Source organism: Pelagibacterium sp. 26DY04 (genome assembly GCF_031202305.1).
Classification (GTDB): Bacteria; Pseudomonadota; Alphaproteobacteria; order Rhizobiales; family Devosiaceae; genus Pelagibacterium.
In genome coordinates, this window is the sequence record NZ_CP101731.1 from 1716146 (window position 1) to 1731828 (window position 15683).

Annotated in this window: 14 protein-coding genes; 4 read left to right on the top strand and 10 right to left on the bottom strand. The window is 63.7% G+C overall.

Annotation, left to right across the window (positions count from 1 at the left end):
• Positions 1 to 256: 256 nt before the first annotated feature.
• Together NO932_RS08365 and NO932_RS08370 are read left to right on the top strand one after the other, a co-directional pair.
• Entirely contained in the window at positions 257 to 1264 is a 1008-nt protein-coding gene (locus NO932_RS08365) for a PAS domain S-box protein (RefSeq protein WP_309210716.1), read from the top strand.
• Positions 1265 to 1269: 5 nt separating this feature from the next.
• The gene (locus NO932_RS08370; RefSeq protein ID WP_309210717.1) at positions 1270 to 1635 is read left to right on the top strand and encodes a response regulator; all 366 of its coding nucleotides are present in this window, start codon (positions 1270 to 1272) and stop codon (positions 1633 to 1635) included.
• Between the two features lie 8 nt (positions 1636 to 1643).
• Here NO932_RS08370 and NO932_RS08375 read toward each other — a convergent pair whose 3' ends face one another.
• The 10 genes from NO932_RS08375 to NO932_RS08420 form a co-directional block, all read right to left on the bottom strand.
• A complete protein-coding gene (locus tag NO932_RS08375) occupies positions 1644 to 2378 on the bottom strand; it encodes a tyrosine-protein phosphatase (RefSeq protein WP_309210718.1) in 735 nt (244 codons plus the stop codon).
• 65 nt (positions 2379 to 2443) lie between these two features.
• The gene (locus tag NO932_RS08380) at positions 2444 to 3742 is read right to left on the bottom strand and encodes an ABC transporter substrate-binding protein (RefSeq protein WP_309161467.1); all 1299 of its coding nucleotides are present in this window, start codon (positions 3740 to 3742) and stop codon (positions 2444 to 2446) included.
• A 28-nt stretch (positions 3743 to 3770) separates the two neighbouring features.
• Positions 3771 to 4622, bottom strand: coding sequence for a metallophosphoesterase (locus NO932_RS08385; protein ID WP_309210719.1), 852 nt, complete (start codon positions 4620 to 4622; stop codon positions 3771 to 3773).
• Positions 4623 to 4667: 45 nt separating this feature from the next.
• A complete protein-coding gene (locus NO932_RS08390) occupies positions 4668 to 5339 on the bottom strand; it encodes a TetR/AcrR family transcriptional regulator (protein ID WP_309210720.1) in 672 nt (223 codons plus the stop codon).
• 55 nt (positions 5340 to 5394) lie between these two features.
• On the bottom strand, positions 5395 to 6555 hold the full coding sequence (locus NO932_RS08395; protein WP_309210721.1) for an MFS transporter: 1161 nt from the start codon (positions 6553 to 6555) through the stop codon (positions 5395 to 5397).
• Between the two features lie 22 nt (positions 6556 to 6577).
• Positions 6578 to 8650 (bottom strand): ABC transporter ATP-binding protein, encoded by a 2073-nt coding sequence (locus NO932_RS08400; protein ID WP_309210722.1) that lies wholly within the window; start codon positions 8648 to 8650, stop codon positions 6578 to 6580.
• An 8-nt stretch (positions 8651 to 8658) separates the two neighbouring features.
• Positions 8659 to 9834 (bottom strand): ABC transporter permease, encoded by a 1176-nt coding sequence (locus NO932_RS08405; RefSeq protein ID WP_309161461.1) that lies wholly within the window; start codon positions 9832 to 9834, stop codon positions 8659 to 8661.
• A 5-nt stretch (positions 9835 to 9839) separates the two neighbouring features.
• Positions 9840 to 10832 (bottom strand): ABC transporter permease, encoded by a 993-nt coding sequence (locus tag NO932_RS08410; protein ID WP_309210723.1) that lies wholly within the window; start codon positions 10830 to 10832, stop codon positions 9840 to 9842.
• 71 nt (positions 10833 to 10903) lie between these two features.
• Complete coding sequence (locus NO932_RS08415; protein ID WP_309210724.1) at positions 10904 to 12886, bottom strand: ABC transporter substrate-binding protein; 1983 nt, start codon at positions 12884 to 12886, stop codon at positions 10904 to 10906.
• 4 nt (positions 12887 to 12890) lie between these two features.
• Positions 12891 to 13190, bottom strand: a complete 300-nt coding sequence (locus NO932_RS08420) for a hypothetical protein (protein ID WP_309210726.1) — start codon at positions 13188 to 13190, stop codon at positions 12891 to 12893.
• Between NO932_RS08420 and NO932_RS08425 the strand changes: the two genes are divergently transcribed.
• Positions 13161 to 14201: a LacI family DNA-binding transcriptional regulator gene (locus tag NO932_RS08425; protein WP_309210729.1), complete on the top strand. Its 1041-nt coding sequence runs from the start codon at positions 13161 to 13163 to the stop codon at positions 14199 to 14201. The two genes, NO932_RS08420 and NO932_RS08425, sit on opposite strands and share 30 nt — an antisense overlap.
• A gap of 90 nt (positions 14202 to 14291) precedes the next feature.
• Positions 14292 to 15581, top strand: a complete 1290-nt coding sequence (locus tag NO932_RS08430; protein WP_309210730.1) for an HAD family hydrolase — start codon at positions 14292 to 14294, stop codon at positions 15579 to 15581.
• Positions 15582 to 15683 lie beyond the last annotated feature (102 nt).

Consider the following 15683-nt stretch of genomic DNA (forward strand, 5'->3'; position numbering starts at 1 on the left):
ACGATTGGTCGCCGTTGGCGAATCGGAACTTTCTCAAAATTGCGCGAGAAAATTCCATGTCAATCGAACTCCGGGGGTTGAAAACAGTTATCTGCAGGAACAAAACGGCTCGCGTCGACGTTGCGGGAAACGAACCGGGTTCGGGGAGCGTGGGAAAAGCGCCCCGTGGATCAGCAATTTGCAACGTGCACGGGCAGGGTCCCGTTCGGCGCGGGTATTGGCGTACCAAGCAGGGATCGGGGCAGGGGAAAGACCAATGGCAGTGCTCGCTCAAGAGCCTTATATCGAGACCGAAATCGAGCTGGCGCGGCTTGCCGCGATCGTTGCGTCATCCAATGATGCGATCGTGAGCAAGAACCTCAATGGTATCATCAACTCCTGGAATGCGGCGGCCGAGCGGATCTTCGGCTATACGGCCGAGGAGATCATCGGCCGTTCCATCACCACGATCATCCCGCAGGAACTGCAGAGCGAAGAAGTCGAGATCATCGGCAAGATCAGGCGCGGCGAGCGCGTGGAGCATTTCGATACCGTCCGGGTGAGAAAGGATGGGCGGCGAATCCATGTGTCGATCACCGTTTCTCCATTGCGCAACAGCCGCGGCGAGATCGTGGGGGCGTCCAAGATCGCCCGCGATATTACCGAGCGCAAGCGCGAGGAGGAGCTCAGGGAAGTTTTGGTCAACGAACTCAACCATCGCACCAAGAACCTTTTGGCGACCGTGCAGGCCATCGCCTCTCAGACTTTCGATTCCCTGCCCGATGCCGACGATCAGCTCACGCTGTTCCGTCAGCGCATCGGGGCGTTGATCGTCAGCCAGGACCTGCTGACCCGGAATGGCTGGCGCGGCGCACCCTTGAACACCATGCTCGAAGCTGTCCTCGGTCCGTTTCGGGGCGATGCGGCCCGGATCGAAATGGCGCAGGGTCCCCAACTCGAGTTGACGCTGCGTCAGACCAATGCACTGGCCATGGCGTTGCACGAACTGGCGACCAATGCCGCCAAATACGGGGCGCTATCGGGAACCGGAGGCAGCGTCAGGGTCAGTTGGGCGGTGATGGGAGATCAGGTCGAACTCCGATGGGAAGAAAATGGCGGGCCGGCCGTTACCATTCCAAAACGCGAGGGATTTGGAACCCACATGATCCGAAATGCACTCCGGCATGAGCTGAACGCCGACGTCGTGCTCGACTATGCCTCGCATGGGCTGCGCTTCGCCGCGCGATTCCCTCTTGCCGCAACGTCAGGCGAAACAGCGGTTTGACCTTTATGAATGTTCACTACCTGCCAGCCGATGCCCCCATCCTGATCATCGACGACGAATTTCTCGTCCTCTGGATGCTGCAGGATGAGTTGCAGCGGCTTGGCTTCCATTCGATCCATACGGCCTCCAACGTCGATTCCAGCCTGGCGCTGGTCAACGACCGGGAATTCAGCTTCGCCTTTCTCGACGTGAACCTGGGCGAACAGAAGAGCTTTCCCATTGCCAAGGTGCTCCAGGAGCGCGGCATTCCCTTCGCTTTCGTCACCGGCTATGGACGCGCGGGGCTGGAGGGCAAGTTCGAGGAGACGGCGGTACTTCATAAGCCGGTCAGCCGGGCGGCGATCGATGAGGTGGTCGCCATTGCGCATTAAGTGACGGCTCAGCCGCAGAGGCGGTTCGCCAGTTTTGCCATTTCGTCCGGCGTCAGCCCGATAGCCTTGAGATAGGCGCCGATGCCGCCATGAGCATCCTCTAGATGGGTGAGCATGGCCCGCATGGTTCCGGCATCGCTGGCGAGCACGCGCTCGATGTGTTCGGGTTCCCCTCCGCTGGCAAGCGCGCGTTCGCGCAAATGGTCGATGAGGCCATGCGCGGCAGCGGTGAGGGCGTAATCGGCGATGACGTCGGATTGGCCGACGCCGCATGCCGACAGCACCAGGGCCGCGACGATGCCTGTCCGGTCCTTGCCGGCCGTGCAATGGAACAGCACCATGCCGGGAGGGGCGTCGATGATGGCTCGCAGCACCTCGGCAAAGCGCGGGCCGCAGCGGTCCAGCGCGTTGCAATAGCGCTGCGCCATGTCGAAGGGTGTTTCGGCAAGGGTGATGCGGGGCAGAGCCTCGAACAGGGCGATATTGCGATAGGCGACGCGCGGATGGGACGAGAATGGGTGCCGCGCCAGCCCGGTTTCGTGCGGGCCGCGAAGATCGACCACCAGCGCCAGGTCGTTGGAGGCCAACTTGTCGATGGCTTCGGCGTCGAGATAGTGCAGGGATTCCCCGCGCAGGATGCGGCGCCATTGGGTGGTCCCACCCTTGGCCGTGCTATAGCCGCCGAGATCTCGAATATTGTGCGCGCCGGGAAGGGCCCAGTGACGCGCCGGCGCCAGGGACATGGCAGTCTCCAATCGGTTGGGAAAGGGAGGGGGCGCGGGGGCAGGGCCACCCGCGCCGGTGGGCCTTACGGCATCAGGGTCTGGGCGATATCCTGGGCGGATGTGAGCACTTCGGCCACATCGCCGGTGCCGAGCACGGCTTCGGTCACCGCGTCCTTCATCATCGACTCGGCCTGCCGGTAGTTCTGGCCGGGGAAGGCCACATTGGGGGTGAGCCGCTCGAGCTGTTCGAGATTGGGACGGATCAGCGGATTTTCAGCGGTCCAGGGGCCGAGGAATTCCGGATCGTCGACGATATCGAGGCGCAGCGGCAGATAGCCGATCTTGCTGGTGATGATCGTATAGCCATAGTCGGAGGTGAGGAACTTCATCAGCTCGTAGGAGGCGCGCTGCTTGATCGGGTCCTGCGAGAAGGTGAAGAGCGCGCTGCCCGAATTGGTCGGGGCGGTCGGCTTGTCGCCAAAGGCCGGCATGGCGGCCACGCGCAGCTCCCAATTGCCCTCGGCGGAAGCCGAAAGGCTGTTCTGCAGCGCACTGGTGTAAAGGAACATGCCCAACTCTCCGGCGGCCATGGCCTCGCTGGGGGTCGCGGGGTCGATGCGGGCATGGGCGCCGCTATCGACCATGTCGCGCAGCATCTGAACCGCCTCGATGCCTTCCTGGTTGGCGAAGGTGAGCGTATTGTCCTCGCGCACCATGCCGCCATTGGACATCAGGATCGCCTGATAGACGAAGGTGCCGTCGGCGGGGCCGTAGGCGCCGGGAAAGAACCCCTCGGCATCGGTGTTGGCGACGATCGCTTCGGCCGCTTCCTTGACCTCTTCCCAGGTCTGGGGCGGTTGGTCGGGATCGAGGCCCGCTTCGCGGAACAGGTCGGCGTTGTAGTAAAGGATCGGGGTGGAGAAGGTGTAGGCCAACCCATAGGTCTTGCCGTCGACCTTGCCCAGTTCCAGCCCCTGCGGGATCATGCCTTCGGTGAGCTCGGCATAGCCCTCGGGACCGGCCATGTCCTCGAGCGGATTGGCGCCGAGATCGGTGGAAAGATAGATGAGGTCGCGGAAGACGAGCTGGGCGACGTCGGGCTGACGACCGGCGGCCATGTCGGCCTGGATGCGCGTGATGATCTCGTTGGAAGGAACCGCGATGGTCTCGACGGTGATAAGTGGATTTTCTTCCTCGAAGCGGGCGATCAGCTCGCGCGTGGCGTCAGCGCCGGCGCTCGCTGAGGCCAAATTGTAGTTGTAGAAGGTGATGGTCACCGGTTCGGTGATTTCGTCGGCCATCTGGGCGAAGGCCGTGCCGGTAAGAGCAGTGGCCGCAAGTCCGGCGGCGGCCATCAGCTTGAGAAAAGTGCGCTTGATCATTGGTTGAGGATCCTTGTGGTGGGGAGGATTATTTTGCCGCTTCGGCCAAAGCCGCTTCCTGCTTGGCGCGCAGGGCGGAGAGGTCGTAACGGTTGAGTTCGGTGCGGGTCTGGGGCAGGGGCACAAGCGCCATGGTGAGGCCGGACGACCGGATCGTGCCGATGCCGAACGAGCCGCCATCGACCATGCGCAGCACATCGAGGGTGAGGATGTCGGTGGCCGCATGCTGGCCCATGCCCACGATCACCGGAATGCCATGCCAGACCGAGAAGCGGTCGTGGTGGATGTGGCCGGAGAGAATGCCCAGGATGTTGCGGTCTTTCAAAAGCTGCGCCAGCTTCTGGGACTGGTCGAAATCGATGGTGCGCCAATGGTCCCAGGGCGGGGTATCGCCAAGCGCGGGCGCGTGGTGGGCTACGATCAGCTTTGGGAGCTCGGGATGGGCGTCGAGCTTTCCGGCCAGCCAATCGAATTGTTCGGGGGTGAGGCTGCCGCCGATCTGGCCGGGCGTGGTGGTATCGAGCGTGATGATATGGACGCCAGCGATGACCTGGTCATGGTCGTAGGGCGCGTCGAGATCGGTGCTCTGCTCGAGCATGCCGCGATAGAAACCCTCGCGGGTGTCGTGATTGCCGAGCGCGTAGATGACGGGAAGATCGGTGGCCGCCATGATCGCCTTGAGTTGATAGTAGCTCTCGACATCGCCGCGATTGGTGAGATCGCCGCTGGCGATGATGAACCGAGGCGTCTGGTCCATGGTGCCGATCATCTCGAGCACGCGGGCCAGCGTTGCCGAGGTATCGGAGAACAGATGGTCGTCGGGGACGGCAGGGTTGCCGATATGGAGATCGGTGATGTGGATGAAAGTGGTTTCGCCCATGCGTCGTGCTCCTTGTTGTCGAGCACGACCTACGCCGAACCGGTCTCAGTGGCGTGACGAGTTTGGAACAGCGTTTGAATGTTTGCCCGGACGGGCCGTGAACATGGGCGCGGTGGCGGCGATGACCTGGGCGATGACGATTTCGGGATCGGCAAGATCGAGCGCGTGGCCGGTGAGTTCGTCGGTCCGCTCTCGGCTGCGCGTCATCTGCGAGCGGACGCCCAGCAGGCAGGAGATGCGAAAGCCGATCTCGACATCGCTCAGCCAGGGCGCGATCTTGCGGAAATGGGGAATGAACAGGCGGTGGTGATCGATATCCTCGATCATCGGCTTGAAAACTTCCGGGTGGCCGCTCGATTGCGCCAGGGTGGTCATGTGCCGCAGTACGCCATAGCTCGAATCGCGATCGAGGCTCCAGCGGATCGAGGGGCCGATCAGCGCTTCGATCAGATCCTCGACCGCTGCCGGGCCGGGATGGGCGCGCTGCTGGGCCGCATGGAGCAGCGTTAGCCGCTCGGCATTGAGGCGGCGATAAACCCGCTCGGCGACGGTGACGATCAGGTGATCGACATTGCCGAAATGATAGTTGATGGCCCCGATATTGGTGCCGGCGCGCTCGGCAATGCCGCGCACGGTCACCTCCTCGGGTCGACTGGCGGCCCTGAGCAGCTCCTCGCAGGCGGTCCGAAGCCTTTCCGGTGTCGTGCTCTTGGTCATGTCTCACCGCCGAAAGGCGCTATATCACACCGGTGGGTGACAGCGATGTGACCGCTCAAGCCGGCTGCGGCTGGGCGTCCCGGGGCCGGAACCGCCCGGCGACCGGCGCCATGAGGAAACTGAGGACCAGAAGGGGAATGAGCCCGGCAAACACCGCCGCGAGCCCCACATATTCGGCGACGTAGCCAAAGCCCGCCGGCACCCCGAAAGTAGCGATCAGCATGGCCAGTGACATCGCCGCCATGTTCTGCGACGGCGACCGCCCCGGCAGCCGCGAGATGACGGTGACCCCCAGCGGCGCATTGAGCGCCACGCCCGCCCCCAACATGAACAACCCCAGCCCGGCGACGATCGGACCCTCGGCCAGCAGCAGCGTCGTCATGCCGGCGATGCAGACCAGCGCGCTCCCGCGAACCAGAACCATTCCCGAAAACCGCGCCCGCAGCATATCCCCAACCATCCGCGTCCCGCCCATGCCCACGGTAAAGGCGGCGAAAACCACCCCCGCCGTCGCCACGTCGATCCCCACCACCTCCTGAAGATAGAACACCGACCAATCGTAAACCGTGCCCTCGGTGAGCGAAATCCCGATCACCATGGCGCAGACCAGCAGCACGGGAATGGTCGGCACGGCAAACAACGGCCCGCGCTCCGCTCCCGGCAGCCGCGACAGCGGAACCGAACGCGGCGCGATGGCGAGGAACCCGGCCATCAACACCAGCACCAACCCGCTGATGATCGCCTGGTGCAGCGCCGGAACCGTCCCGACCCCCGCGATCGCCCCCGCCAGCAGCGAGCCCACCAGCAGCCCCACCGACCAAAACCCGTGACTGCGCGAAAGCACCGACTTCCCCGTCCGGTGCTCGATCCCGATCGCCACCATGTTCTGGGCCACCTCGAGGATCGAGCGGATGAAGGTATAGACCGCAAACATAACCGGAATCGCCCAGCCCGGCACCAGCGCGAACAGCGGCATCATCGCCGCGTTGGCGCATAGCATGGAGGCGGCCGCCACGCGCGGCGTCAGCCGGTCGGTCACCGTGCCGGCGATGGGCAGCGCCAGCAGCGTGCCGACCGTGCCTGCCAGCATGGCGAGCCCCAGTTCGGCCTTGTCCAGCCCGGCGCCGGTGGCAATCTCCGGCAGGCGGATGAACAGCGTGATGTGCATGAGCGCGTTGGACAAAAACAACAGCGCCGGAGCGACGAGCGGATGCATTCGGAGGACTCTGAAACGGGGGTTACGCCGCGCGCACGGGCGAGGAAAGATCGAGCTCGGCCGCCCGGTGACACGCCACGTTCTGCCCGGGCACCGACTGCGCCAGCGCCGGAACGCTCGCCCGGCACGCCGGTTGAGCGTAGGGGCAGCGGCTGGCAAAGGCGCAGCCCTGTTCGCTCGCCCCGTCGGCGGGCGCATGACCCTCGATGCGTTTGTCCGCCACCCCGCGCCGCGACCGTCCCGGAATGGCCGCAAGCAGCGCTTCGGTATAGGGATGCTGCGGGCGGTAGAAGATGTCCTCGGTCCGCCCGATCTCGACGATCCGCCCCGCATACATCACCGCCACGCGGTCCGAGATGTTGGCGATCACCCCCAAGTCGTGGGAGACGAAAAGGTAGGTGAGCCCATGCTGGCGCTGCAGCCGCTTCATCAGATTGATGATCTGGGTCTGCACCGAAACGTCGAGGGCGGATACCGCCTCGTCGGCGATCACCAGCCGGGGGTCGGATGCCAGCGCCCGGGCGATGGCGACGCGCTGGCGTTGGCCGCCGGAAAAGGCGTGCGGATAGCGGCCGGCGTAGTCGGCGCTCAGCCCCACCTCGCCGAGCAGTTCCTTGACCCGCGCGTCGATCTGGCCGCGCGAGAGCGAGGTGTTGACTTCCAGAACCTCCCCGATGATGTCGCGCACCCGCAGCCTCGGGTTGAGCGAGCCGGAGGGGTCCTGGAACACCATGCGCATGTCGCTGCGCAACGCCTTGGCCACGCCGCCGCGCGCCGAGAGCACGTCGACCGGACCCTCCCGGCCGGCGAAGGTCACCTTGCCCGCATCGGCGCGGTGGATGCCGATCAGGGTCTGGGCGAGGGTCGATTTCCCGCAGCCGCTTTCCCCGACCAGCCCCAGGGTCTCGCCATGCCCGATCTCGAAGGAAATATCGCTCACCGCCCGCACATGGCCAACCGTGCGTTCGAGAAAGCCGGCCTTGATGGGGAAGAATTTCGAGAGATTCTCCACCTTGAGAAGCGGCGTATCGTCTCTGGCGTTCGCGGCGGCAGGCGTCGGCACGGCCGCGATCGCGGGCGTCGATACCGGTGCGGCGGTTTCGTCCGCCGCGTGGCAGGCGACCATGTGGCCGCTCTCCACCATTGTTGCCGCCGGCATCCGCGCATCGCAAACACCCTCGATGGCCAGCGCGCAGCGCGTATGGAACGGGCATCCCTTCGGACGGTTGGCGGGGGTGGGCACCATGCCGCGAATGGCACTGAGCGGAGCCTTGAAGTCGCCTTCGAGGCGCGGCATCGAGGCGAGAAGGCCGCGCGTATAAGGGTGCCGTGGGTTGGAGAGCACGTCGTCGACCGGTCCCTGCTCGACGATCTTGCCCAGATACATCACCGCCACTTCGTCGGCGATTTCCTCGACCACGCCAAGATCGTGGGTGATGAACAGCACGGCCATGTCCTCGGTTTCCTGCAGCCGGCGCAGCAGGTCGAGGATATTGGCTTGCGTGGTGACATCGAGCGCGGTTGTAGGCTCGTCGGCGATCAGCAGCTTCGGCTTGCTGACCAAAGCCATGGCGATCATGGCGCGCTGACGCTGCCCGCCCGAGAGCTGGAAGGTATAGCGGTCGAACTTGGCCTCAGGGTCCGGCATGCCGACTTCGCGCAGCGTCTCGATGCCGATGCGTCGGGCCTCGGCCTTGCTCACCTTGCGGTGCAGCATCAGCCCTTCGCTGATCTGGTTGCCGATCGTATAGAGCGGGGAAAGGAAGCTCATCGGCTCCTGATGGATCAGCGCGATCTCGCCGCCCCGGATCTGGCGCAGCAGCTTGTCGTTGGGGGCGAGGGCGGCGATATCGACGGGTCCGTCTTCCCGATCCAGCGTGATCGACCCCCCGGCGATGCGGCCAGGATTTTCCACTAGGCGCAGCAGCGCCTTGGCCGTCACCGATTTGCCGCAACCGCTTTCACCGACAAGGCACAGGGTCTTGCCACGGGGAATGGTGAGCGAGACGCCGTCGACCACCGTGACGGTCTGGCGGGGCAGGTCGAAATCGACCTTGAGGTCGTCGATCCGGACGAGGGGTGAGGGTGCAGTCATGGTGGGCGTCAGTTCTGATAGGGGTCGGCCGCGTCGCGCAGGCCGTCACCGAGGAAATTGAGGGCGAGAACGGCGATGATCACCGCCGCGCCGGGCAGCATCAGCCAGGGCGCGCCGGCAATGGTGCGCACGTTCTGGGCTTCCTGCAGCAGCACGCCCCAGGAGACGATCGGCTGGCGCAGGCCTATCCCGATGTAGGAGAGGGCGGTTTCCGCCAGGATCATCGAGGGTATGGCAAGCGTCACGACGGCGATGATGTGGCTGGTGAAGCTGGGCAGCATGTGCCGGAAGAGCACGCGCAGGGTGGAGGCGCCGTCGAGCCGCGCGGCCTTGACGAAATCGTCGCCGCGCATGGAGAGGAACCGTCCGCGTACGACACGGGCCAACCCCGTCCAGCCGATCACCGAAAGAATGATGGTGATGAAGAAATAGACCTGCAAAGGTGGCGTATCGAGTGGAATGGCGGCGGCAAGACCGATCCAGAGCGGGATCGAGGGTACGGACTGGATGAACTCGATCACGCGCTGGATGACGTTGTCGGTCACCCCGCCGAAATAGCCCGAAATCCCGCCGATCAGGATACCGAAGAACAGGCTCAGCCCCACCCCGATCAGCCCGATTGTCATCGATATGCGCGCGCCATGGATGGTGCGGGTGAGGATGTCCCGCCCCAGCCGGTCGGCACCGGCGAGATAGAAGGGCGCGCCTTCCTCGATCGTTCCGAAAAGGTGGATATCGGTGGGGATCAGGCCGAGCAGGCGGTACGGCTCGCCGGAAACGAAAAGGCCGATCTCGTGGATTTCGTCGGGGCTGGTTTCGAACACGCGCCGGCCGGAATCGTAGTCGATCACCGAATTGTAGGCTTTGACGTGGGGACGGAATTCGGTGCCGGTTTCGGTCTCGAGGAACAGGTGGATCTGCTGCGGCGGAGCATAGGTGTAGCTGGGGTGATAAACCTCCGGCCCGGTGGGCGAGAAGAACTCCGGCATCGCGGCGATGATATAGAGCACGATCACGACGACACCCCCGGCGACACCAAGCTTGTGCCGGGTGAACTTGCGCCACATGAGCGACCACTGGCCTTCATAGGCGGTGCGGTCGATCGCCGCCTCGCTGGCGTCGATCTCGGTTTCGATGGTGCGGTCGGGGAGGGCCTTGTCCTGGCCGAAGGGAATTGTGCTCATCGGGCCTATCCTTGGGCGTAGCGGATGCGAGGATCGAGCCAGGCGAGCAGCAGGTCGGAAACCAGCGTGCCGATGACGCCGAGCACCGACAGCATCAGGATGAAGCTTGCCGCCATGTGCATGTCCTGGGTCTTGAGTGCGTCGAGCAGCAGCGGTCCGGTGGTCTGCAGCCCGAGCACGATCGAAACGATGGTCGAGCCGGAGATCAGATCGACGAAGATGTCGTTGAGCCCCGAAACGAAGGGGTTCAGTGCCTGACGTACCGGGTATTTGACGAGCAGTCTGGTCTCGCCCATGCCCTTGGCGCGCGCGGCCGTCACATAGGGGCGGGGTAGCTCGTCGATCAGATTGGCGCGAATGGTGCGGATGACGCTGGCCGTGCCGGCGGTGCCCAGCACCACCATGGGGATCCACAGATGCCCCAAAAGGTCGAGCACACGGGCCCAGGACCAGGGCGCCTCCACGTATTCGGGCGAGAACAGCCCGCCCACCGCCTGGCCGAAATGGGCATAGGCGACATACATCATCACCAGCGCAAGCAGGAAGTTGGGGACGGCGACCCCGATGAAACCGAGCGTTGTGAATACATAGTCCGACAGCGAGTAGCGCTTGACGGCTGAATAGATGCCGATGGGGATAGCGACCACCCAGATGAAGATCAGCGATGCGATCGACAGGATGGTGGTAAGGCCCAGGCGGCCCCAGATGAGGTCGGAGACCGGCTGCTGCCAGGAAAAGGAATAGCCGAAATCGCCGTAGAAAACGATGTCGGTGATCCAGCTCCAGTATTGGACGATCAGCGGTTGGTTGAGGCCGTAGACTTCCCGCAGGGTCTCGATTTCGGCCTGGGTCATGTAGTCGCCCTTGTTGGCGGCTTCGATGGCCATCCGGTCGACGAAATCGCCGGGGGGAAGGGCGATAACGTAGAACGAGATGAACGAGACGGCGATCAGCGTCGGTATGATGTAGATGAGACGTCGCAGGATGAAACGAAGCATGGCGCGGTCCCGGTAAAATATCGATCGGAGCGGCCCCGTGGGGCCGCTCCGTGTAAGACAAGTGGCTCGGATCAGTCTTCGCGGTAGAAGAAGGCTTCGAAATTGGCGGGCGCCGGGCCGGGGTAGTACCAGCCTTCGATCAGCTCGGGCACGTTGTGGACGTTGTTGTCCACCGAGCGATAGAAGCCGCCGGGAGAGGCGATGCCGATGGAGAGGAATTCATCGGCCAGAAGGTCGTTGAATTCGTTCATCAACGCCACCTGCTCGTCGCCGACCGAGTTGGGGATTTCGGCGCGCAGCTCATAGAGGCGAGCGATGCTGGCCGGGGGCTCGACGGCCACCGTTCCTTCGGGAACGTCACGGGTGACGCCCAGACGTTCCTGATCCCAGGCACGCCAGCTGTCCCAGTTGGCCCATTGAGTGGTGCCGCCGTCGTTGATCATTCGCGAGGCGTTGAGCAGCGGAAGCTGGCCGCAGCCGTTTTCACCCACCCAGACCACGGCGTCACGCTCGGGGTCGTTCACATAGGTGCCGTGCAGGTCGTTGGCACGATAGTCCATGGTGACGTCCAGGCCGGCCTCGCGCCAGGTGCGTTCGACGAGCTGGAACACATCGACCGTATCGGGCTTGAAATCGGCATTGATGCCGACGCGGAACGAGAAGGGCTCGCCATCCGGACCCAGGCGCATGCCATCGGCACCGCGTTCGGGCATGATCTTGTCGAGATATTCGTTGGCCAGCGCCATGTCGAACTCGGTGTACTGGGTAGCCAGTTGCTCGTTGTAGAACGGTGAGTTCGGCAGGGGAGCGGCCTGGAACGGCTCGCCCTGGCCCAGATAGACCACGTCGATGATCTCGGGCCGGTTGATGGCGTGGCTGAGACCGATGCGGAAGTCCTTGCTCTGGAAGACTTCAGCCTTGGTTTCGTCGGGATGGTTCATGGAGAACCAGACGATGGCGTTGTTGAAGTCGCAGCTCTGGGCCGGGATCAGGCGGTAGTCGCCCTGTTCCTGGCCGTCGACGAACACGGCGCGGTTCTGCGGGATCGATACGTTGCGGCCCGACATCGAGACTTCGCCCTGAAGCGCGGCGAGCAGATCGACTTCCACATCCTGGCTCAGCGTCCAGGTGTGGGCGTCCATGTAGGGGAGCTGCTGACAGTCGGCATCGACCTTGAAATAGTAGGGATTGCGCTCGAACGAGAAGCGCTGCTTGTCGAGATAGCTCTCGGTGGGCACCCAGGCCATGACCGAGGGGCGCTCGGGATCGTTGAACTGGGCCTGGTCGTCATAGGAGCCGACATTGGCGCGCCACCAGGCGGTATAGTCGGTTTCCCCGTCTTCTTCCATCATCTCGGCCACGCCCTCGGGGTTGAGGTCGATGTCGAATTGGGAGACGTAATGCTCGGGGAACATCACGACGCGCTGGCCGTAGGGGGTGGCAAGGTGCTGGAGCAGCAGGCCGTAGGGCTGGGACCAGCTCATCTCGACGGTATAGTCGTCGATCACCGTCAGGGTCATGGGTTCGCCATTGACCACGAAGATATCGCGCGGGCCGCGCGGGTTGATCTTTTCGTTGGTCTCGATGTTTTCCCACCAGTAGCGGATGTCGTCGGCGGTGAAATCCTCGCCGTCCGACCACTTCATGCCTTCACGCAGGTGAAAGGTGTATGTGGTGGCGTCTTCGGACACTTCCCAGCTTTCGGCGACACCCGGAGCGATCTCGGAGCCATCGACGCTCCAGCGCACCAGCGGCTCATAGCCATAGTGCCGCATGTCGGCGACGCGGCCGCCGCCCCAGCGATCCTGGAACTCGCCGCCATAAACGCCAGGTCCGTCAGGACCTTCGACGACCAGCGGATTGGCCGGCAGGCGGTCCGCGGCGGGCGGCAACTCACCGGCGGCGACGCGTTCGGCCAGTTGCGGCGCTTCGGCAAAGCTCGAGCACTGCGCGGCGGGCGCGTCCTGCGCCACGGCGGGCAGCGCCGGCACGCCCGAAAGGGCGGTCGCGGCCATCAGGCCGGCGAGAGCCGCCATAGTCGGTTTCTTGATCATGTGTCTAACCCTCGTTTGACCAATGCTTGGTTCGGCAGGCGTCGGACGGCTGGGTGGAATCGAACCCGCGCCCGACGAAAGGCGAGGGCGGTTTATCGCCCCGACTTTGCGCAACGGTGACAGAAATCTTGAAAACGATTTCAAAAACTTTTAGGGTTTGGCGGCTGAACACGGGTGGCTTCAATACCGCCAACATGGGGCGAACCAGCCATTCAATACCGCCATCATGGCGGTTGCAGATGAACGTGTTACGACCACGAAGGGGAAGACGAGAATGATCACCATCAAGGACGTGGCGCGTCATGCCGGCGTCTCGATCGCCACGGTCTCGCGCGTTCTCAACGCCTATCCCCACGTCCGTCCACTGGTGCGCGAGCGCGTGCAGGCGGCGATCTCCGAACTCGGCTACGCCCCCAACCGCCTGGCCGCCAGCTTCCGGACGCAGCAATCCCGCGTCGTCGGCGTGTTCCTGCGCCAGCAGCGCACGCCGTTCTCGAGCGCATTGGCCTATGCCATTGAATCCGCAATGTTCGAGGAAGGTTATCGCGCCCTTTTGTGCTCGACCAATGGCGATCCCGACCGCGAGGAGACCTATGTGGACTCGATGCTGGAGCTGCGGGCCGAGGGCGTGGTGATCCGTCCCACCGGCTCGGCCGCGCGGACGGCGCGCAATGTGGCGAGGCTCAAGGAGGCCGGGATTGCCGTGGTTTTCGCGGACATGAAGCCGAAGATGAACCACGTCAGCGCCGTCATCTGCGACAATTATTCAGGCGGATACGAGGGCATGCGGCACCTGATCGGACTGGGGCACCGCAAGATCGGCATCATAGCCGGCCGGCAGGCCCAGACCTCGGGCGGCTATGGCGTCGGCAATGTCGGCAGCGAACGCATGCGTGGCATCACCCAGGCGGCAAAGGATCTTGCTGCCGACGTGGAACTCGTGTTCTCGGGCGCCTTCGACGAGGCCACCCTCGAAGTGGGTGCCGCCGAAGCCGACGCCCTGCTCACCCGCCGGCCCGATGTCACCGCCCTGTTCGGCACCACCGACATTCTGGCCATCGGCGCCATGCAAACCGCCCACCGCCGCGGTATCGCCATCCCCCAGGACCTCTCCATCCTCGGCTATGACGGCATCATGGAATCGGGCATCACCTTCCCGACCCTCTCCACCGTGCGCCAGCCCATCCACGAAATGGGCACCCTCGCGGCCCGCACCCTCCTCCACCACATCCGCACCCCCGAAACCCCCGTCCAACAGATCGTGCTCGAAAACGCTGTTCTCGTACGTGATTCTACGGGGTCGATACGGCATTGAAATCGTTTTCAAAAATACGTAACAAAACTGCAGCACCGCGTCCCTATTGCACTGCACGCTTCCTACGCAGTCCAGAAGAGAATCCCAAAAATGGCTTATGACGCGCGCGCTGCCGTGACCGTGCTTCCCACGCAATCCGACCTCGACCTCGCGCGCCGCGTTGCGCCGGTGATCCGCTTTGCGGCCAACGAACCTTTCCTGCCCTCCAAGGTGGGCATAACGGTGCTGGACCGGCCCGGCATCTCGCCCAGCGCGCCGCTGGACATCACGTTCGAACCCGGTGTCGCCAAGGTGATCGAATATGCGATCTGGTGGGATTGGGACATTCAGCACCTTTATGAACTCGAGCATGTCTGGCTCAAGCTGGACGAGAACGATCAGGTGATCGGCGTCGATGCGAGCGCACATGGCAAGCTCTATCCCATGCGCCGGGCCGATGGCGAGCTGCCGGTCGAAGAGGGTAGGGTGACGCTCTATTCCGAGCCGGGGAAGCACGCCTTTCACCCGGCGGCCGAGCCGATCATCGAGCGCCGCGATTGGTTGACCGCATGCTGCACGTCGATGACGAGCGCTGGACACGTGCTCATCAATGCCATGTTCCGCGAGGTCTTCGCCGACATCACGACCAGTGATCATCGCGCGATCCGGCGCTATCTGCAGAACCGCGCCTTTGTCCCGGCCTACGACTTTACCCAAGCCTTCGATACCACCGGGATCGACTACATGTCCTGGCCGGAGCTGCATGAATTCATCAGCGCGCGGGTGCCGCAGATCGTTGCCCAGGTGCGCGCCGACCAGCCGCTGATCAAGGCCGTGCTGCTCGACAGTGGCGATACTCTGGTTGACGAAGCTTCGGAAATCCGGGACCAGGACGATCATGTGATCGTTGCCGATCTGATCCCCGGTGCCAGGGAAATGGTCGAGACGCTCGCGGCCCAGGGTTACCGGATCGCGCTGGTGGCTGACGGGCGCGTCAAGAGCTTTGCCAATATCCTGGGCGGTCATGGCGTTTCCCAGCACTTTGAGGCGGAAATCATTTCCGAGGCCGAAGGATGCGAGAAGCCGGCGGCGCGGATGTTCGAAGCGGCGCTGGCCGCTCTTGGATTGACGCGCGAGGATGCCGCTTCCGTCGTCATGGTGGGCAATCATCTGGGGCGCGATATCAAGGGCGCCAACGCCATGGGGATTGTCTCGATCTGGCAGGATTGGTCGCCGCGCCGCCACAAGGTCCCGGTCGATGCGACCGAGCAGCCCCAATATACGATCAAGTCGCCGGGCGAGTTGCCCGTTCTGCTGGCCGAAATCGAATGCGCCATGGGGCGGCGGGCGCTCAATCCGAAAATGGCTTTTATGGAGAGCGAGGCATCGGCGGCCGAATAGCGGACGGGAAATTTCTCAAGGGGCGCCTCGGCGTCCCCGTTTTAGCGGCGGACGCATCAGGAAACCTGCCAAGGTTGGCGGCTGACAAATCGGATCGATTGC

Coding starts and splice junctions, on each gene's coding strand:
- NO932_RS08365 (WP_309210716.1), top strand. CDS start 257: ATGGCAGTGCTCGCTCAAGAGCCTTATATCGAGACCGAAATCGAGCTG.
- NO932_RS08370 (WP_309210717.1), top strand. CDS start 1,270: ATGAATGTTCACTACCTGCCAGCCGATGCCCCCATCCTGATCATCGAC.
- NO932_RS08375 (WP_309210718.1), bottom strand. CDS start 2,378: ATGTCCCTGGCGCCGGCGCGTCACTGGGCCCTTCCCGGCGCGCACAAT.
- NO932_RS08380 (WP_309161467.1), bottom strand. CDS start 3,742: ATGATCAAGCGCACTTTTCTCAAGCTGATGGCCGCCGCCGGACTTGCG.
- NO932_RS08385 (WP_309210719.1), bottom strand. CDS start 4,622: ATGGGCGAAACCACTTTCATCCACATCACCGATCTCCATATCGGCAAC.
- NO932_RS08390 (WP_309210720.1), bottom strand. CDS start 5,339: ATGACCAAGAGCACGACACCGGAAAGGCTTCGGACCGCCTGCGAGGAG.
- NO932_RS08395 (WP_309210721.1), bottom strand. CDS start 6,555: ATGCATCCGCTCGTCGCTCCGGCGCTGTTGTTTTTGTCCAACGCGCTC.
- NO932_RS08400 (WP_309210722.1), bottom strand. CDS start 8,650: ATGACTGCACCCTCACCCCTCGTCCGGATCGACGACCTCAAGGTCGAT.
- NO932_RS08405 (WP_309161461.1), bottom strand. CDS start 9,834: ATGAGCACAATTCCCTTCGGCCAGGACAAGGCCCTCCCCGACCGCACC.
- NO932_RS08410 (WP_309210723.1), bottom strand. CDS start 10,832: ATGCTTCGTTTCATCCTGCGACGTCTCATCTACATCATACCGACGCTG.
- NO932_RS08415 (WP_309210724.1), bottom strand. CDS start 12,886: ATGATCAAGAAACCGACTATGGCGGCTCTCGCCGGCCTGATGGCCGCG.
- NO932_RS08425 (WP_309210729.1), top strand. CDS start 13,161: ATGATCACCATCAAGGACGTGGCGCGTCATGCCGGCGTCTCGATCGCC.
- NO932_RS08420 (WP_309210726.1), bottom strand. CDS start 13,190: ATGACGCGCCACGTCCTTGATGGTGATCATTCTCGTCTTCCCCTTCGT.
- NO932_RS08430 (WP_309210730.1), top strand. CDS start 14,292: ATGGCTTATGACGCGCGCGCTGCCGTGACCGTGCTTCCCACGCAATCC.